The organism is Actinomycetota bacterium (assembly GCA_040754375.1).
Lineage (GTDB): Bacteria > Actinomycetota > Acidimicrobiia > Acidimicrobiales > AC-14 > JBFMCT01.
Map to the genome: position 1 here is coordinate 112,673 of JBFMCT010000001.1, position 18,464 is coordinate 131,136.

At 72.2% G+C, this 18,464-nt stretch carries 15 protein-coding genes; 11 read left to right on the top strand and 4 right to left on the bottom strand.

The window, feature by feature from the left end:
- Positions 1 to 8: 8 nt before the first annotated feature.
- The 3 genes from AB1673_00530 to AB1673_00540 all read left to right on the top strand — a co-directional run bounded on the left by AB1673_00530 (position 9) and on the right by AB1673_00540 (position 2,608).
- Positions 9 to 236, top strand: coding sequence for a hypothetical protein (locus AB1673_00530; protein ID MEW6152461.1), 228 nt, complete (start codon positions 9 to 11; stop codon positions 234 to 236).
- Positions 237 to 238: 2 nt separating this feature from the next.
- Complete coding sequence (locus AB1673_00535; GenBank protein MEW6152462.1) at positions 239 to 751, top strand: hypothetical protein; 513 nt, start codon at positions 239 to 241, stop codon at positions 749 to 751.
- Between the two features lie 99 nt (positions 752 to 850).
- On the top strand, positions 851 to 2,608 hold the full coding sequence (locus AB1673_00540) for an NAD-binding protein (protein MEW6152463.1): 1,758 nt from the start codon (positions 851 to 853) through the stop codon (positions 2,606 to 2,608).
- On the opposite strand, the gene AB1673_00545 is transcribed toward AB1673_00540, so the two are convergent.
- The 3 genes from AB1673_00545 to fusA are packed head-to-tail and all read right to left on the bottom strand — an operon-like array spanning position 2,556 to position 5,745.
- Positions 2,556 to 3,107, bottom strand: coding sequence for a DinB family protein (locus AB1673_00545; GenBank protein ID MEW6152464.1), 552 nt, complete (start codon positions 3,105 to 3,107; stop codon positions 2,556 to 2,558). The genes AB1673_00540 and AB1673_00545 overlap by 53 nt on opposite strands.
- Positions 3,104 to 3,685 carry a DinB family protein gene (locus AB1673_00550; protein ID MEW6152465.1) on the bottom strand — a complete coding sequence of 194 codons (582 nt, stop codon included), beginning with the start codon at positions 3,683 to 3,685 and terminating at the stop codon, positions 3,104 to 3,106. Before AB1673_00550 ends, AB1673_00545 begins: the two co-directional genes overlap by 4 nt.
- On the bottom strand, positions 3,682 to 5,745 hold the full coding sequence (gene fusA, locus AB1673_00555) for an elongation factor G (protein ID MEW6152466.1): 2,064 nt from the start codon (positions 5,743 to 5,745) through the stop codon (positions 3,682 to 3,684). Before fusA ends, AB1673_00550 begins: the two co-directional genes overlap by 4 nt.
- Positions 5,746 to 5,866: 121 nt before the next feature.
- Here fusA and AB1673_00560 point away from each other — a divergent pair, with 121 nt between their 5' ends.
- The 4 genes from AB1673_00560 (at position 5,867) to AB1673_00575 (ending at position 12,133) form a co-directional block, all read left to right on the top strand.
- The gene (locus AB1673_00560) at positions 5,867 to 6,619 is read left to right on the top strand and encodes a CDP-alcohol phosphatidyltransferase family protein (GenBank protein MEW6152467.1); all 753 of its coding nucleotides are present in this window, start codon (positions 5,867 to 5,869) and stop codon (positions 6,617 to 6,619) included.
- Positions 6,541 to 7,500 carry a phosphatidylinositol mannoside acyltransferase gene (locus AB1673_00565; protein ID MEW6152468.1) on the top strand — a complete coding sequence of 320 codons (960 nt, stop codon included), beginning with the start codon at positions 6,541 to 6,543 and terminating at the stop codon, positions 7,498 to 7,500. The genes AB1673_00560 and AB1673_00565 overlap by 79 nt, the downstream gene beginning before the upstream one ends.
- A 100-nt stretch (positions 7,501 to 7,600) precedes the next feature.
- Complete coding sequence (locus AB1673_00570) at positions 7,601 to 7,900, top strand: hypothetical protein (GenBank protein MEW6152469.1); 300 nt, start codon at positions 7,601 to 7,603, stop codon at positions 7,898 to 7,900.
- Between the two features lie 69 nt (positions 7,901 to 7,969).
- Positions 7,970 to 12,133 carry an Ig-like domain-containing protein gene (locus tag AB1673_00575; protein ID MEW6152470.1) on the top strand — a complete coding sequence of 1,388 codons (4,164 nt, stop codon included), beginning with the start codon at positions 7,970 to 7,972 and terminating at the stop codon, positions 12,131 to 12,133.
- Positions 12,134 to 12,159: 26 nt separating this feature from the next.
- Here the strand turns inward: AB1673_00575 and pepN are convergent, their stop codons facing one another.
- Positions 12,160 to 14,667, bottom strand: a complete 2,508-nt coding sequence (pepN, locus tag AB1673_00580) for an aminopeptidase N (GenBank protein ID MEW6152471.1) — start codon at positions 14,665 to 14,667, stop codon at positions 12,160 to 12,162.
- A 117-nt stretch (positions 14,668 to 14,784) separates the two neighbouring features.
- Between pepN and AB1673_00585 the strand changes: the two genes are divergently transcribed.
- From AB1673_00585 to AB1673_00600, 4 genes are all read left to right on the top strand, one after another.
- Positions 14,785 to 15,879 carry a glycosyltransferase family 4 protein gene (locus tag AB1673_00585; protein MEW6152472.1) on the top strand — a complete coding sequence of 365 codons (1,095 nt, stop codon included), beginning with the start codon at positions 14,785 to 14,787 and terminating at the stop codon, positions 15,877 to 15,879.
- A 19-nt stretch (positions 15,880 to 15,898) separates the two neighbouring features.
- Positions 15,899 to 16,444, top strand: a complete 546-nt coding sequence (locus AB1673_00590) for a LemA family protein (protein MEW6152473.1) — start codon at positions 15,899 to 15,901, stop codon at positions 16,442 to 16,444.
- A 61-nt stretch (positions 16,445 to 16,505) separates the two neighbouring features.
- Entirely contained in the window at positions 16,506 to 17,375 is an 870-nt protein-coding gene (locus AB1673_00595) for a M48 family metallopeptidase (GenBank protein ID MEW6152474.1), read from the top strand.
- A gap of 6 nt (positions 17,376 to 17,381) precedes the next feature.
- Positions 17,382 to 18,437, top strand: a complete 1,056-nt coding sequence (locus tag AB1673_00600) for a DUF3048 domain-containing protein (GenBank protein ID MEW6152475.1) — start codon at positions 17,382 to 17,384, stop codon at positions 18,435 to 18,437.
- The last annotated feature ends 27 nt before the right edge of the window (positions 18,438 to 18,464 follow it).

The following is an 18,464-nucleotide window of genomic DNA, read 5'->3' on the forward strand; positions in this document are numbered from 1 at the left end:
CGGCACCAATGGAGCAGAACGTCATCGAGTGGGCACGCGAAGAGCTCGGCCTTGACCCTGCGGCGGTGGTCACGGTGGCCGAGAAGCCCAGCAACGACCCCCGGTGCTCGCCGGTGGTGACCGAACTGGCCATCGAGACGCCCGGGGAGACCCCGTTCGTGTTCCACATCGAGCGGCCCCTGGCCGAGGTCACCCGGATGGACGTCCTGGCCGCCATCGCCTTCGGCGGCCACTGACCATGGCCGACAAGCACGACGACGAGGCCGCGGGCGGGGGGGACCAGCTCCCCGAGGACCTCGACATCACCGCCTACCGGGGCGTCTACACGTTCCCCGACATCCGCCGGCGCCGGATCGCGGCGTGGATCTACCTGGCCACGGCCGCCCTGTGCCTGCTGGCCTGGTTCGCCCGGGGTGACGACCCCGTCATGGTCAACCGCGGCCTGCTGCTGGTGGGCGCGCTGCTGGGGGTACTGGGGGTGTACCACATGGTCACGGCCTGGCCCCTGGCCGTGCGCGAGACCGACGCCCTCGTGCAGGCCGCCGGTGAGGTGGGCTTCCCCGTCGGTCACGCCTCGGCCCAGCTCGGCTGGCGGGGCCTGCTCAGCCGGCCCACGTGGCGGATCCTGCTGTACTCCGGCGAGGACCCCCCGTCGCGGCGGGGACTGGTGCTCGTGGACGCCGTCGACGGCGAGGTCCTCTCCCACTTCGTCGAGGACAACCCCGAGGACTGGTCGGCCTACGACCGGTAACACCCCACGAAACCCGCGCGGGAAACGTGGGCTTTTCGCCCACGTTTCCCGCGCGGGTTTCGTGGGGTTACCCGCTCGGGTGTGTTTGGCTGGCCCTCCGTGAAGTCGCTGGCGCTGGTCCTGGCCTACCTGTCGACGCCCATGGCGCGCCGCAACGTGCGGGTGCTGCTGTGGCTGCACGTGGTGCTCGTGGCGGTGGTGGCCCTCTACAGCGGGCTGTTCCACCTGCTGATGGACCGCGAGGGCCAGAGCCACAGCTGGCCCACGGCCGTCTACTGGACGCTGGTGACGATGTCGACCCTGGGGTTCGGCGACATCACCTTCCAGTCCGACCTGGGCCGGCTGTTCTCGGTGGTGGTGCTGCTGTCGGGGGCCTTGTTCATCCTGGTGCTGCTGCCGTTCACGTTCATCCAGTTCGTCTACGTGCCCCTCATGGAGGCCCGCCAGCGCGACCGCGCCCCTCGCCAGCTCCCCGAGGACCTGTCCGGCCACGTGCTGCTGACGGGCATCGGGCCCATCGAGAACGCCCTGATCCGGCGCCTGGACCGCTCCGAGGTGCCCTACGCCGTGCTGGTCAGCGACCTGGAGGAGGCCCTGGGACTGCACGACCGCGGCTACCGGGTGATGGTCGGCGACCTCGACGACCCGGCCGCCTACCGGGCCGCCCGGGTGAACCGAGCCGCCCTGGTGGCCGCCACCCGCAGCGACACGGCCAACACCAACGTGGCCTTCACCGTGAGGGAGATCAGCGAGTCGGCCCAGGTGGTGGCCACCGCCAACTCGCCCGACGCGGTCGACATCCTCCAACTCGCGGGCTGCGACCGGGTGCTGCAATTGGGCGAGATGCTGGGGCGGGCGCTGGCCCAGCGGGTGCTGGGCCCCGACGGGCGCAGCCAGGTGATCGGCGAGTTCGGCGACCTGCTCATAGCCGAGGCCGTGGCCCCCGCCTCGATCGTGGGCTCCGCCCTGCGGGAGTCCGACCTGCGCCAGCGCCTCGGCATCAACGTGGTCGGGGTGTGGCAGGGCGGCACCTTCGAGATCGCCGGGCCGGACACGGTGGTCAAGCCCCGCAGCGTGGTCGTGCTGGCCGGCACCCGGGCCGAGCTGGACGCCTACGACGCCACCCGGCCGGCTGTAACCCGCTCGGACGCGCCCGTCGTGGTCATCGGTGCCGGGCGGGTGGGCCGGGCCGCGGCCCGCGCCCTAGGCGAGGCCGGGCTGACTTACCGGGTGGTGGAGCGCGACGCCTCTCGCATCCGTGACCCCGAGACCTACGTGCAGGGTGACGCCGCCGACCTGGCCGTGCTCCAGCGGGCGGGGATCAGCGAGGCCGCGGCCGCCGTGGTCACGACCCACGACGACGACATCAACGTGTACCTGACGCTCTACTGCCGCCGCCTGCGGCCCGAGGCCCAGGTCATCGCCCGGGCCAACCTCGACCGCAACGTGACGACGCTGCACCGGGCCGGGGCCGACTTCGTGCTCTCCTACGCGTCCACCGGGGCCACCGCCATCTGGAACCTGCTCACGGCCGACACCACCCTGCAGCTGGCCGAAGGCCTCGACGTGTTCCGTCTGGAGCTGCCGCCGTCACTGGCGGGCAAGGCACTGGCCAGCTCGGGGATCCGGTCGCGCACCGGGTGCAACGTGGTGGCCGTCATACGGCAGGGCCGGATCGAGGCCAACCCCGACCCGTTCGTCCCCCTGGAGGCCGGCACCGAGCTGGTCCTCATCGGCGACACCCAGGCCGAGCAGCTCTTCCGGGACCGCTACCCGGGTGAAGGGCGGCGCCGTCACGCGAAGGTCAGAACTGCTCCTCCACCTCCCGGCCGAGGATCTGGCTCAGCCCCCGCTTGATGTCGCGCAGGTGGTGTGACCCTTCGTGGACGGCGTTGCGGGCCACGTCGAGGGCCTCCCGCTCGCCGTAGTCGAACGTGCCCTTCTTGGTCCAGTCCTCGCTGCCGACGTACTCCAGGGCCATCGACAGGTCGGCACACGCCGACTCGAGCTCGGCGATGGCCTCCATCAGCGTCCAGTCGTTGTAGGACTGCTCCTCGGCCTGCTCGTCAGGGTCCCATGCGAACAGGTGCGGGTTGTCCTCCAGCACGATCTGGCGGATGGTGGGAGCCATCAGGTCGAGGGTCTGGGCCACGTGGGCCGTGTACTCCAGGGCCGACCACACCCCCGGGGCCGGACGCTGGCGCACGATCTCCTCCAGGTCCTCCCCGGGAAGGGCGAAGTGGGTGAGCACCGACCGGTACCGGCGGGGGAAGGTGCGGACCGCCCCCGAGGCGTCGCGCGGCGAGATCTTGTCGTAGTCGAGCCCGCACTCCGGGCAGGTCCAGCTGATGGTCATGTCGCCCCCTTGAGGCCGTCTCGCACGGCCCGCATGCCGCGGCCGATGTCGAGCAGGTGGTGGTTGCCCTCGTGGACCGCCCGCCGGGCGGTGAACAGCACCGAGCGGCGGTGGCCCCGGCGCACATGGGTGCGGCCCCATGAGCCCTCGGGGACCGCGGCCAAGGTGGCGGCCAAGCGGGAAGCGTTGGCCTCCAGGGCGGCCGCCACCTCCTGGGGGGCCAGCTCACCGTAGCGGCCCAGGTCGGCCGCCTCGTCGGGCCCAGGGGCATCCACCACGAAGCCGTCCTCGTCGAGCGACCTGCGCACCCACTCGTCGTACCAGCCGAACACGTCGCGGACGTGGGCCGCGTACTCCAGGGCCGACCACACCCCGGGGGCGGGGCGGGCGCGGACAACGGCATCCCCGTCCTCGCCCGGCAGGAACCGGGTCAGCGGGGCCCGGTAGCGCTTGGCGAACCGTCCGATGGCGGCCACCGCCTCGTCCATCGACAGGTCGTCGGTGAACCCGCACTCCTCGCAGGCGTTGCTCTCGCCCGCATCGCCCGCCTCGCCCGCCTGGCCCTGGGTCTCGGTCATTCGCCCTTCCTGGCAACCTTGTCGACGAGGTGGGAGGGGAGCAGGTCGTAGTGGCTGTGGCTCACCGAGAAGCGGCCCCGCCCCCCGGTCATCGAGCGCAGGTCGATGGAGTAGCGCATCACCTCGGACGTGGGCACCAGGGCGGTCACCATCTGCTCGCCGTTGCCGACGGCCTCGGTGCCCTGCACCCGGCCCCGCCGGGAGTTGAGGTCGCCCATGATGTCGCCCTGGTACTGCATGGGGACGGTCACCTCCAGGTGGGAGATGGGCTCCAGCATGACAGGGTGGGCGTTGGCCATGGCCTCCTTGAGGGCCAGCGAGCCGGCCATCTTGAAGCTCAGCTCCGACGAGTCGACGGGGTGGAACTTGCCGTCGTAGAGCGTGACCCGCACGTCGACCACCGGGTAGCCGAACACCCCACCGGCCGACATGGTCTCGGCCACCCCCTTCTCCACGGCGGGGATGAACTGGCGGGGGATGGCCCCGCCCACGATCTTGTCGACGAACTCGAAACCCGCCCCCCGCTCCATGGGCTCCACCCGCAGGAAGGCGACGCCGAACTGGCCGTGACCCCCGGTCTGCTTCTTGTGCTTGCCCTCGGCCTCGGCCGTACCCGTGACCGTCTCGCGGTAGGGGACCCTGACCTCCTCGGTCTCGACCTCGACCCCGAACTTGCGGGCCAGCTTGTCGGTCACCAGGGCCAGGTGGGTCTCGCCCATGCCCGACAGCAGCGTCTGGTGGGTCTCGTCGTCGCGGCGCAGCTGGAGGGCGGCGTCCTCCTCCTGGAGGCGGTGCAGGCCCGTCATCAGCTTGTCCTCGTCCCCCTTGGACTTGGGCTTGATGGCCACCGACAGCACCGGGACGGGCGGCTCGATGGGCGGGATCACTACCGGCGTGCCCTTGGGGGCGAGCGTGTCGCCGGTGGCCGTGTCGCTCAGCTTGGCCACCGCCCCGAGGTCGCCGGCGGGTACCTCGGGCACCGGGTCCTGCTCCTTGCCCCGCATGGTGAACAGCGAGTGGAGCCGTTCGTCGGAGTGCGTGCGGGGGTTGGTCAGGTGGGAGTCGGGGCGGACCGTGCCCGAGAGCACCTTGAAGAACGAGACCTTGCCGACGTAGGGGTCGGCCAGGGTGCGGTAGACGAGGGCCAGGGGCTGGCCCGCCGGGTCGGGCGCCACCTCGGCGGTCGTGCTCCCGGCCGTCACCGGGACGGGCGGTCGGTCGAGGGGCGAGGGCCCCACCTCGGTGATCAGCGACGCCAGGCGGTCTACGCCCACCAGCTTGGTGGCCGACCCTACGGCCACCGGGAACACCGAGGCCTCGGCCACGCCCTTGGCCAGGGCCTGGCGCAGCTCCTTGGGATCGAGGTCCTCTCCTTCGAGGTAGCGCTCCATGAGCGCGTCGTCGGACACCACGATGCCTTCGATCAGGCTGTCGCGCACCTCGTCGATCTGGGCCTGGAGCTCGGTCGGCACCTGGCCCTGGGCCCCGGTCCTGGAGCCGTTCTGGTAGGTGAAGGCTGTGCCCCCCAACACGTCGGCCACCCCGGTGAAGGACGCCTCCTCACCGATGGGTAGATCGAGGGGGGCCACGCCCGAGCCGTAGTGCTCGCGCAGGGCGTCGAGCGTGCGGGTGAAGCTGGCCCGCTCACGGTCGAGCTTGTTCACGAAGAACATGCGGGGCAGCCCGGCGTCGGCCGCGATCTTCCAGGCGATGTCGGTGCCCACCTCGGGCCCCTCGACGGCGCTCACCACGAGCACGACGAGGTCGGCCACCCGCAGGGCGGCGTGCACGTCGGTCACGAAGTCGGCATAGCCCGGCGTGTCGAGCAGGTTGACCTTGTGGCCGTCGTGCTCGAAGGGGGCCAGGGCGAGCGACAGCGATATGCCCCGCTTGACCTCCTCGGGGTCGAAGTCGCAGGTGGTGTTGCCGTCCTCCACCCGGCCCAGCCGGGTGATGGCCCCGGAGCAGAAGAGCAGCGCCTCGGCCAGGCTCGTCTTTCCCGCGCCGCCGTGCCCCACCAGCGCGACGTTGCGGATCCTGGCCGGAGGGAAGCTCTTCACAAGGCGCCTCGCTACGAGTCGTTGCCGGCGCTTAGCCGGCGTACCAGCTGTAAGGGATCGCCAGCCTACCCAGATGGCCTGGTAGTTTGGAGGGCCAGGAACATCGAGCGAGGGAGCTCCTGTGTTCGACAAGCGATGCCGCACGGGCGTGGAGCGCAGCCTCCGCCCTGTCGGCTCTGGCCTCGGCAAGGTCGGTATAACGGCGAACCAGCTCACGGCCACCGGGGTGGTGATCTCGGTCTTCGCCGGCTTGGCGGTGGCCCGGGGCTGGCTGCTGGTAGGGATGGCGCTGCTGGCCGCCTCCGCCATCCCCGACGTCCTCGACGGGGCCGTGGCCAAGGCGTCAGGCACGTCCTCGCCCCGAGGGGCGTTCTTCGACTCGGTCAGCGACCGCGTGTCCGACACGTTCGTGCTCGGCGGGGTGGCGTGGTACCTGGCGGGGGCGGAGAGCGGCCACATGGCCGTGCTGCCCCTGGCCGTGCTGGGCATGTCCAACCTCGTCTCCTACGAGCGGGCGCGGGCCGAGTCCCTGGGGTTCACGGCCCGGGGCGGGCTCATGGAGCGGGCCGAGCGCATGCTCCTGCTCGGCTTCGGGCTGGCCTTCGGGTCGCTCCTGGTCCCCGTCCTGTGGGTCATGCTGGCGCTGACAGCCGTCACCGCCGTGCACCGCTTCCTGATGGTGTGGCGCCAGGGGTCCAGCCCCCGGGCCCCGGCCGGCGAGGGGATCGGCGGCCGCCTGCTGGGCTGGCGGCCGGGCGAGGGCTTCAGCCCGAGCAAGCGTGAGACCAAGGCCCGGTGGCGGGAGCGTTCCCCCGAGGCCCGCCGGGCCCGCCCGCCCCGCGCCCCGCGCCCGCCGCGGTCCCCGCGGGGCTGAACCCCCGCCTCACCTACTGGGCCTACCGCGCCGGCGCGGGCGTGGCCGCGGCCCTTCCTGAGGCGGCCGCCCGGCCCGTGGCCCGGGGCCTGGCCCGGGCAGCCGTGCCCCTGCTGGGCCGGCGGGGGGCGATGGTGGCCCGCCACGCCGCCCGGGTCGCGGGCCGGTCCCTCACACCGGCCGAGGAGAAGGCCGCCGTGCGGGCGTCGGTCGAGTCCTATGCCCGCTACTGGATGGAGTCGCTGCGGCTGAGGCGCATCGACCACGCCCGCATCGACGCCCAGTTCTCCATCGAAGGGCTCGAGCACATAGAGGGCGCCCGGGAGGCGGGCACGGGGGCGGTGCTGGCCATCCCCCACGTCGGGGGCTGGGACGTGGGCGGGGCCTGGTTCGTGGCCCACGGCTTCCCGCTGGCCGTTGTCGTCGAACCGGTGGAACCCCCCGAGCTGTTCGAGTGGTTCGCGGGCCTGCGCCGTTCGTTCGGCCTGAAGGTCATAGCGTTGGGGACGGGCGCGGGCACCGAGGTCCTGCGCTGCCTGCGGGCCAACGAGGTCGTGGGCCTGCTCTGCGACCGCGACATCGGCGGCGGCGGCGTCGAGGTCGAGTTCTTCGGCGAGCGCACCACGCTCCCCGGGGGCCCGGCCACCCTGGCCCTGCGCGCTGGCGCCCCCGTGCTCCCCACCGCCATCTACTTCGACGGCCCCCGCCATCGCGCCGTCGTGCGTCCCCCGATCGACTTTGCCCGCACCGGCCGCTTCCGCGACGACGTCGCCCGCCTCACCCAGGCCATCGCCACCGAGCTCGAGGCCCTCATCCGCCCCGCCCCCGACCAGTGGCACCTCTTCCAGCCCAACTGGCCGTCGGACCGGGAGGGCGGATGAGCCTTCCTCAGAGCGAGGTGCAGCCGCACAGCCCGAACCGGTGTGGAAAACGCGCCACGGTTGGTACGTTTCGCACACCGGTTGGGCCACAATTAGGGGTGTGAGGGAGGTAGAGGCACGCCCTCGGTTCGTCGGCGGGAGGCTCGTGCGCTTCCTGGTCGTACTGCTGTGCTGGTCGGTGCTTGTGTCGCTGGGGACGATCTGGTGGACGCTGAACGCGTTGGGCGGGTCGGGGTGCGAGACCCACACCACGACCTGCGTGGCCTTCGCCGCTGACCGGACGAACGCCGCGGTGAACGGTTCCGTCTCGGTGTGGATCGGGGGAGCGGCCGTGTTCGCGGCGGTCAACTGGGCCCTGCCGGCGCGCCGGCCTCGCCACCCCGGCGCGGCCCCCCGGTAGCGGCCAGCCGCCGTCCGCGGTCCGAGCGCGGAGGAGCGGGCGAACCGCGCCAGGCCGGGGGCGGTCGCAATGGGCCGAACGGCCCTCCAGTGGCGGTCTCCGGCGGTCGACAACCGGGTCGTGGGCATCATCGGGCGGGACAGGCCCTCCAGGGGCGGCCGGCGTGCGATGGTCTCGTTCGCGACCCTGACTCTGGTGCTGGCCGGCGCGGCGTCCGCCCCGCCCGGTCTGGCCGTGGCCGGCGTGGCGGCCGGGACCGACGTCAAGGTCGAAGCCGGGCTGCTGGCCGCCAGCGAGGCCCGCGAGGTCGACTTCTGGGTCGTCCTGAGAGACGAGGCGGACTTGCGGACAGCGGCCGCCCAGACCCGTTGGGACGACCGCGGCCGCGCGGTCGTAGATCGGCTCCAGGGCGCGGCCAGGGCGAGCCAGGCAGGCCTCGTCGGCTGGCTCGAGGCCCGGGGGGCGGACCACCAGGCCTTCTGGATCTCCAACGCCGTGCTCGTGCGGGGCGACGGCCAGCTCGTGCGCCAGGTCGCGGCCCGGCCCGAGGTGGAGAGCATCGTTGCCGACCGGGCGCTGGCCCTGCCGGGCCCGGGCCTCGAGGCCGGCGAGGCGGCCGCAGCGGCCGTCGAGTGGAACGTCGCCGCCATCAAGGCGCCCGAGGCGTGGGGGGAATACGGGGCACGCGGCGAGGGGATCGTCGTGGCCAACATCGACACCGGCGTGCAGTACGACCATCCCGCCCTCGTGGGCCGTTACCGGGGGAACACCGGGACGGGGTTCGACCACGACTACAACTGGTACGACCCCGCCCGCGTGTGCGGCAACCCGTCGGTGACCCCATGCGACAACCAGGGCCACGGCACCCACACCATGGGGACGGTCCTGGGCGCGGGGGTCGACGGCCAGCCCGCGATCGGGGTCGCCCCCGGGGCGACCTGGGTGGCGGCCAAAGGCTGTGAGTCGAACTACTGCTCGACCAGCTCCCTGCTCGGGGCCGGCCAGTGGGTGCTGGCGCCGACCGACATGGCCGGCGGCAACCCCCGCCCCGACCTGCGGCCCAACGTCGTCAACAACTCCTGGAGTGGTGGTGGCCAGAACTTCTGGTACCAGGACGTGGTCGAGGCGTGGGTCGCGTCCGGCATCTTCCCGGTCTTCTCCAACGGCAACAGCGGGCCGGGGTGCAACAGCTCGGGTTCGCCTGCCGACTACCCCGAGGCCTACGCCGTCGGCGCCTCCACCAGCGCCGGCGCGATCGCCTCCTTCTCGAGCCGGGGCTCACCGGCGGGGCTGGTCAAGCCCGACATCACCGCACCGGGCCAGAGCGTCCGCAGCAGCACGCCGGGCGGCGCCTACGGGACCATGAGCGGCACGTCGATGGCCGCTCCCCATGTGGCCGGCACGGTGGCCCTGATGTGGTCGGTGGCGCCCGCGCTGTTGTCGGACGTGGCCACCACCCGCCTGCTGCTCGACCAGACGGCGGTCGACGTGGCCGACCTATCCTGCGGAGGCACCCCCGAGGACAACGGCGTCTGGGGTGAGGGGTTGCTCGACGCCCGCGCCGCCGTCGAGGCGTCGCCCCGGGGACCGTTGGGCACCCTGGCAGGCACGGTCACCGACGCCGTCGCCGGGGCTCCGGTGGCCGGGGCACGGGCCCAGGTCACCGGCAACGGCGCGCTGGCCCGCACGTCCTACAGCGACGACGCCGGCGCCTTCCGCCACCGAGTACCACCTGGGACCTACCAGGTCGAGGTCACCGCCTTCGGGTACCACGGCGCATCGACCGAAGTAGTGGTCCTAGAGGACGAGACGACCCCGGTGGCCGTCGGGCTGCTCGCCGTGCCCCGCTACGGCCTCTCCGGGTCGGTGGTGGACGGGACCGGCGCCGCGGTCGTGGCCGCCAAGGTGGCGGTGTCACCCGGCCCGGTCGCCCCCCAGCAGACGGCGCCATCGGGGGCGTTCGCCTTCGGCGCTGTCCCGGCCGGCACCTACCTGGTCACGGTGACCGCCGGGGGCTGCTTCGGTCCCGAGACCCGCGAGGTGGCCCTCGGGGCCGACTTGGTCATCGACGTCGTGCTCGACGACGAGCACAGCGACGGGTTCGGCTACCGGTGCCGGCCGGCCGCTGCGGCCTATGTCGAGGCCAGCACGGTCCTCCCGCTGAGCGGGCTCGATGTCACCACCACCATCGACCTGCCGTTCCCCTTCAGCTTCTACGGCACCAGCTACACCAGGGCCCACGTGTCGAGCAAGGGAACGGTCAACTTCGTCCAGCCCTCCGTCGTATGGACGAACCGCCCGATCCCCGACACCCCGCTCCCCAACGGTGCCGTCTACGCCTTCTGGGACGACCTGTGGGTGGACGGGTCGGCCAGCGTCAGGACCGGGGCCGTGGGGACCGAACCCCACCGGCGGTTCGTCGTCGAGTGGCGCAACGTGCGCTTCTACTCCTCGCCATCGCTGAGGTTCGACTTCGAGGTGGTGCTCGACCAGTCCGGGGGCATCCTCTACCAGTACCGGGGCCTGTTCGACGACAACACCGTCAGGGGCGGGTCGGCCACCATCGGCATCGAGAACGCCACGGGTACGGACGGCCTGTCCTACTCGCACGACGCGCCCGTGCTGGAGGGTTCGGCTGCGGCCGTCGCATTCCGGGCCGCGTGGGCCGCCGGCAACGTGGCGCCGGACGCGGTCGACGACTCCGCCACGACGCCGGCCGGCCAGCCGGTGGCAGTCGACGTCCTGGCCAATGACGTGGACCCCGACGGCGACGCCCTGGCGGTCACCGGGACTTCGTCCCCGGTCGGCTCTACCGCGACCGTCGGCGCCGGCGGCCACGTGACGTTCGTCCCGGCCCCGGGCTTCGTGGGGGCCACCTCGTTCACCTACGACGTCGCCGACGGCCGGGGCGGCACCGACCGGGCGACCGTGGCCGTCTCGGTCGTGCCCGGGCCCGAGCCCGTCGCCAACGACGACGCCGCCGTCACCGCCGAGGACACCGCGGTGGACGTCGCTGTCCTGGCCAACGACGCCCCCTCCCAGGCCGGCCCCCTGACGGTGGCCACGGTGTCGGTACCGGCCCACGGCACGGCGGTGATCGGGGCCGCCGGGACCCACGTCAGGTACACGCCGGCCCTCGACTTCCACGGGCAGGACTCGTTCACCTACGTCGCCTCCGACGGCCAAGGCGGCAGTGCCGGTGCCTCGGTGACGGTGACGGTGACGCCCGTCCAGGACCCACCGGTGGCCGTCGCCGACGCGGCCGAGGTCGTCTCGGGCGGGCAGGTCACCATCGACGTGCTGGCCAACGACAGCGACCCCGACGGTGACCCCCTGTCGATCGTCGGCCACACGGTGCCCGGCCAGGGCACAGTCAGCGTGAACGTCGACAAGACCCTCGCCTACACGTCGACCTGCTGCTACAGCGGGCCGGACTCGTTCGTCTACACCGTCAGCGACGGCAAGGGAGCGACGGCCCAGGCCACCGTGGCGGTGACCGTTATGCCCGGTGGGACCACAACCACCACGACCACGTCACCGCCGCCCACGACCACGACCACCACGTCGCCGCATCCCACCACGACCACGACCACGCCGCCACTGCCGGCCGTCCTCGGGACGCCCTACTCGTCTTGGATGCAGCCGTCGTCCACGGCTCTCGACGGGATCGGCACGTGGGTCATACCGGCCAACGCCCCGGCGGCGGCCGCCGGCCAGGTCCCGGCCGCCTACGTGTACGGGCTGACCGTCAAGTTCACGGCCAGCACGGCCCAGGGCATGATCGGGCTGTCGACCGGGCCGTCGGGAAAGGCCGCTCTGCTCACGGTCAACGCCGCCGGGGGGCAACCGCAGACCCGGGCCGTCCCCCTAGCCTGGACGGCCAACCGGGCCTACTTCCTGTACTTCCATGACCTCGGGGGCGGCCAGTGGGGCGGGTGGGCCTTCGACCAGACGGCGTCCAAGTGGACCACGATCGGCACGGTCTCGCTCCCCTCGAGCTGGGGACGGGTGGCACCCACCAGCGTCACCAGTGTGGGGTGGTGGGGCCAGATGGCGCCGTCATGCGCGGCCTACCCGCGAGCCGACGTCTACTTCCATCGCCCGACGGGCTACGTGGGGGGCAACGCCTCGGCCCTGGAGCTGACCGGCCACTTCACGGGCCCGGGGAGCTGCGCCGGCCAGGCCGCCACCGGGCCGCCGGGGTGGGCCCGCAACCAAACCGGTTCGCCGTGAGCCGCTCACCCCTGAAGCCTGGCTGATCAGTCCCGGTCGGCGGCCCGGGCCCGGATGGCCCGTTCGATGCTGTCCTTGCCCTCCATGAGGATGCGGGTGACGGGGCCGGGCAGCGAGGCGCCGGCCAGGGCGGCGTCGACCGCGGCCACCAGCTCGGGCCCGACCAGGGTGCCGGGGAACAGCCCGTTGGCCAGGCTCAGGGCCTCCTCTCGGGGGCGGTCGGCCCACCACCGGGCCAGGGACTCGAAGTAGGGCTCGACGTAGGGTGCCAGCAGGTCGTCCTGGCCCCACTGGCCCAGGCCCCCGGCCGTGGCCCTCATCATGGCCAGGTGAGGGCGCTGCTCGGTCAGCAGGCTCCACGCGTGGGCCTTGGCCTCGGCTGTGGGGCGCGAGGCCCGGGCCGAGGCCGCCCGCCGCTGGCCGATGTCGGTGGGGTCGCGCTGCTCCTCGGCGTCGATCAGTGCACCTCCGTCGTCGGCCCCGTGGGCCGCCAGGGCGGCCACGACCGACCACCGCAGGTCGGTGTCCACCGTGAGGCCGTCGACCGCCGTCGTGCCGTCGAGCAGCCCCCGCGCCCACGCCAGGTTGGCCTCGGCGTCGGCTGTGCCCAACAGGGCCCGGGCCCATACCAGCTGGCGGTCGCTCCCCGGCTCGGCCGCGGCCACGCCGGCGCGGGCCAGGTCGGCCAGCCGCGCCCGCATGGCCGGCCGGTTGGCCGGGTCACCGTAGGCGTCCACGGCCGCCTGGGCCTGGCCCAGCAGGCGGGCCAGGGTGGCGTCGTCACCCTCGCCCGGGGCGTGGGCCACCACCAGGTCGACCCAGCGGCGGGTGGCCAGCTCGGCGTCGCGCACCATGTCCCAGGCGGCCGCCCACACCAGGGTGCGGGCCAGGGGGCTGACGATCGAGGAGAGGTGGCCGGAGGCGGTGACCAGCGAACGTTCGTCGAGGCGGACCTTGGCGTAGGTCAGGTCGTCGTCGTTGAGGACCAGGAGGTCGGGCTGGGCTTCGCCGACCAGGTCGGGCACTTCGGTGCGCTCGCCCACGACGTCGAGCTCCACCCGCAGGCGCCGCTCCAGGCCGCCCTCGCCCCGGTCGTAGAGCCCGACGGCCACCCGGTGGGAGCGCAGCGTGGGGTGGCTCTCGCGAGCCTCCTGCACGATGGCGAAAGACGAGTAGCAGCCGTCCGCCCCGACCTCGAACGAGGGCCGTAGCGTGTTGACCCCGGCCGTCTCCAGCCACTCGGTCGACCACGCCGCCAGGTCGCGCCCGCTGGCCTTCTCCAGGGCCTTGAGGAACATGCCGAGGTCGGCGTTGGACCACTGGTACTGGTCGAAGTAGTCCCGCACCCCGGCGGTGAAGGCCTCGCGGCCCACCCAGGCCACGAGCTGCTTGAGGACCGAGGCCCCCTTGGAGTAGGTGATGCCGTCGAAGTGGAGGCGCACGGCGTCGGTGTCGACGATGTCGGCCGAGATGGGGTGGGTGGAGGGGAGCTGGTCCTGGCTGGCTGCCCCCGCCTTGATGCCCGAGGCGAAGCGCACCCAGGCGTCGTGGAAGCGGGTGGCCTCGGCCGAGGCCAGGGTGGCCATGTAGGTGGCGAAGCTCTCGTTGAGCCACAGGTCGTCCCACCACTTCATGGTCACGAGGTCGCCGAACCACATGTGGGCCATCTCGTGCAGCAGGGTGTTGGCCCGGCCCTCGCGGGCCGCCTCGGTGACCCGCGAGCGGAAGACCATGTACTCGTTGAAGGTGACGCAGCCCGGGTTCTCCATGGCCCCGAAGTTGAACTCGGGCACGAAGAGCTGGTCGTACTTCTCGAAGGGGTAGGCGAAGCCGAACTCAGCGTTGAAGTAGTCGAGGCCCTGGCGGGTCAGCTCGAACAGCTCGTCGGGGTCGAGGTACTGGCGCAGCGAGGCCCGGCAGTAGAGGCCCAGGTCGACGTCGCCGTGGCGGTCGCGGACGACCTCGTAGGGCCCGGCCACCACCGCCACCAGGTAGGTCGACAGCTTGCGGGTGGTGGCGAACCGCCACAGGTCGCCGTCGCGGGTCGCGGGGGTGTTGCTCACGACCACCCAGTCCTCGGGCGCCTTGACGGTCAGGGTGAACTCGCCCTTGAGGTCGGGCTGGTCGAAGCAGGCGAACACCCGGTGGGCGTCGTAGGGCTCGAACTGGGTGTGCAGGTAGACCGAGCCGTCGGTGGGGTCGACCATCTTGTGCATGCCCACCCCCGTGTGCTGGTACGCACAGTCGGCCACGATCCGCAGCTCGTTGTTGGGACGGCTGCCCCGCAGGGGGATGCGGTTGCGCTCGGGGTCGTAGCTCATCTCCCGGCCGTTGAAGCTGGCCGTGTGCACCTGCTCGGCCTCGAGGTCGATGAACGTGTGCAGACCCGTCAGGGGCGTCCAGAAGCGGACGGTCGTCTCGCTGCGGAACGTCTCATCCCCGCTGGTCAGGTCCAAGAAGACGTCGTAGCTGAGGTTGGAGACGATGCGGGCCCGCTCCTGGGCCTCGTCCCGCGTGAGGTTGTCGTCGCGCATGGCGCCAGTCTGGCAGGGCACCGCGGGCCGCGAACGGGGCCGGGCCGGAACTTTTACGGTTGGCGCGCGAAACCGACGCCGGGCCGGGATGCGCTCGCCCCCCGCTAACCTGCGGGCGTGCGAGTAGGCCTCGTGTGCCCTTACAGCCTGTCGATCCCTGGCGGGGTCCAAGAGCAGGTGCTCGGGCTGGCCCGCACCCTGAGGGCGATGGGCCACCAGGCCCGGGTGCTGGGGCCGTGCGACGGGCCGCCGCCCGACATAGGGGTCATCCCCGTGGGCCGCTGCGTGCCGACCCACGCCAACGGCTCAGTCGCCCCCATCGCCGCCGACTTCGCGTGTGCCTTCCGCACGATCGGGGCTTTGCGCGACGAGGGCTTCGACGTGCTCCACGTGCACGAGCCGTGCGTCCCTGGCCCGGCCCAGACGTCGCTGGTGTTGGCCACCGCCCCCATCGTCGGCACGTTCCACGCGGCCGGCGAGAGCCCCCTCTACCGCTGGCTGCGGCCCGGGGTCCGGTGGCTGGCCAACCGCCTGAGCGTGCGCTGCGCAGTGTCCGAGGACGCGCGCGACATGGCCCACAAGGCCCTGGGAGGCGACTACCAGCTCCTGTTCAACGGCATCGAGGTCGAGCGCTTCGCCAAGGCCACGCCGTGGCCGACCGAGGGCCCGACCGTGCTGTTCCTGTCCCGCCACGAGGCCCGCAAGGGGCTGGACGTGCTGCTGGCCACCCTCGACGACCTGCCCGCTGACGTGCGGGTCTGGGTGGCCAGCGACGGCCCCGACACCGAGCGCCTGAAGGCGGCCACCGCCGGCGACGGCCGGGTGGAATGGCTGGGGAGGATCAGCGAGGAGGAGAAGGCCCGCCGCCTGCGGGGGGCCGATGTGATGTGCGCCCCCTCCCTGCACGGGGAGTCCTTCGGGCTCGTGCTGCTGGAGGCCATGGCTGCTTCGACCCCGCTGGTGGCCAGCGACCTGCCCGGCTACCGCAACGTGGCCCGGGGTGGCCAGGAGGCGCTGCTGGTGCCCCCGGGCGACGGGCGGGCCCTCGGTGCGGCGCTCAACCGGGTGCTGACCGACCCCGGCACGGCCCGCGCCCTGGCCGCGGCCGGGGACCTGCGGGCCGCCGAGTTCTCCATGGAAAGGCTGGCCGAGCTCTACCTCGGGCTGTACGAACAGGTTTTGTCCGGCTCGGCCCGTACAATGCCCGCGTGACCCATACACAGGGGGCGCCATGCTCTGGGTAATCCTCGGGATAGTCGTGCTGCTGGCGTTGTACGTCGTGCTGACCTACAACGGCCTGGTCAAGCTCCGCAACCGCATCGCCAATGCCTGGGCGCAGATCGACGTGCAGCTCAAGCGGCGCTACGACCTGATCCCCAACCTGGTCGAGACGGTCAAGGGTTACGCCCGCCACGAGCGGGAGGCCTTCGAGGCGGTGACCCAGGCCCGGGCCAACGCCATCAACGCCCAAGGGGTCGGCAACCAGGCGGCCGCCGAGAACATGATCTCGGGGGCCCTCAAGTCGCTGTTCGCGGTGGCCGAGGCCTACCCCGACCTCAAGGCCAACCAGAACTTCCTTTCCCTCCAGGAGGAGCTGAGCTCGACCGAGGGCCGCATCGCTTACGCCCGCCAGTTCTACAACGACGCCGTGCTCCAGATGAACACCAAGGTGCAGTCGTTCCCGAGCAACGTCATCGCCAACATGTTCGGCTTCCGCGAGCACGAGTACTTCGAGGCCGACGGCACCTCGCGCGGCCCGGTGTCGGTCCAGTTCTGACCGACCTCTAAGTCCCCTGTTCGACCAGATCACCTCCAACAAGCGCCGTTCGGCCGCGCTGGTGGCGGTCTTCGTCCTGCTCGTGCTGGGCGTTAGCTGGGCGGCCACCTATGCCTTGGGCATGGGCCCGGCCGCCCCGCTGTTCGCGGCCGTGTTCGCAGCCGGCAGTGCCTTCGTGGCCTACTGGAAGTCGGACTCCATCGCGCTGGCCATGAGCCACGCCCGCCCGGCCGACCCCGTGGCGCACGCCCGGCTCCACAACCTGGTCGAGGGCCTGTGCATCGCCGCCGGCCTGCCCAAGCCCCGGTTGTACGTCATCGAGGACCCGGCGCCCAACGCCTTCGCCACCGGCCGCAACCCCCGCCACGCGGCCATCGCCGTCACCACCGGGTTGATGGAGAAGATGAACCGGGTAGAGCTCGAAGGTGTGCTGGCCCACGAACTGAGCCACATCAAGAACTACGACCTGCTGGTCTCGACCCTGGCCGTGACCATGGTGGGCATGATCGCCTTGCTCAGCGACTTCGCCATGCGCTTTCTGTGGTGGGGCGGCCCCCGTCACCGCAACGACTCCCGCGGTGGGGGTGGGGCGGGGCCGGCGGCCGTGATCGCCCTGGTCGGGCTGGTCCTGATGGTGTTGAGCCCCCTGGCCGCCCGGCTCCTGCAGGCCACGGTCAGCCGCCGGCGCGAGACCCTGGCCGACGTGAGCGGCGTGGCTCTCACCCGTTACCCGCCGGGGCTCATCTCCGCCCTGGAGAAGTTGCGCGACGACACCACGGTGGTGCACTCGTCGTCGCGGGCCACCGCCCACCTGTGGATAGAGTCGCCCCTGGCCCACAACCGCGAAGAGGGTCGTCTCTCCCGGCTCAACCGCCTCTTCGACACCCACCCGCCTCTCGAAGAGCGCATCCAGGCACTGAAGGAGCTCTGATCGCCATTGGCGCGCCGGACCACCGGCGGTACCCGCAACGCCCTCAGGCACCGGTCGCGAGCCGGGGCCATGCTCGTCGTGCTGGCCCTGGTCACCTCTGGGTGCCTCGGGGGCGACTCGGCTGAACTGGGTTCGGGGCGGGGCGCCCCGCCCACCACGGCCCCCCGGTTCTTCCCTCTGACGGGCCTCATGGTGGGCGACCCGGCCCTGGCCACCCGTCAGGCGGTGACGGTGAAGATCGAGAACTCGGCGGCTTCGCGGCCCCAGACCGGCCTCGACAAGGCCGACGTCGTCTACGAAGCGGTCGTCGAGGGCGGCCAGACGCGCTTCCTGGCGGTGTTCCACTCCACCGACGCCCCGGTGGTCGGGCCGGTTCGCTCGGTGCGCTCCAGCGACCCCGCCATCGTGGCCCCCTTCGGCGGCGTGGTGGCCTACTCGGGTGGCATCGCCCGGTTCGTCAACGCCATGAAGGCCACGGGCCTGACCAACTTCGACGAGACCAGCGGGGCCAACGCCTTCGGCCGGCGCCGCGACAAGTCCGCGCCCCACAACCTCTACGTGTCGGTGCCCGCCCTGCTGGCCAAGGCCCCGGAGGCCGACGTGCCCCCGCCCTTCGCCCCGTTCCTGCGCCCCGGGGAGGCCTTCGCCCCGGCCGGGGCCCTGCCGGTGTCGTCGCTGGCCGTGGCCGTGGGCGGCTCGAGCACGACGGGCTACCAGTACGACCCGTCGTCGGCCACGTGGAAGCGCTCGACCGACGGCCGGCCGTTCATGGTCGAGAACGGGGGCCAAGTGGCGCCCACCACGGTGATCGTGCAGTTCGTCAGCTACGAGCCCACGGGCGAGGTCGACACCAGCGGGTCGGCGGTGTTGGAGGCCAAAGTCGTCGGCTCGGGCGACGCCGTGGTCTTCGCCGGTGGCCTGATGGTCAACGCCCGGTGGTCGAAGCCCTCGCCCACGGCCATGACGACCTACACCGACCTGGCGGGCGCCCCGATATCGCTGCCCGCGGGCCGCACATGGGTGGAACTGCCAGCCGTGGGCTCGGCCCTCACGACCACCTGACCCTGGCGGGGGAGAGCGGGTCACGCC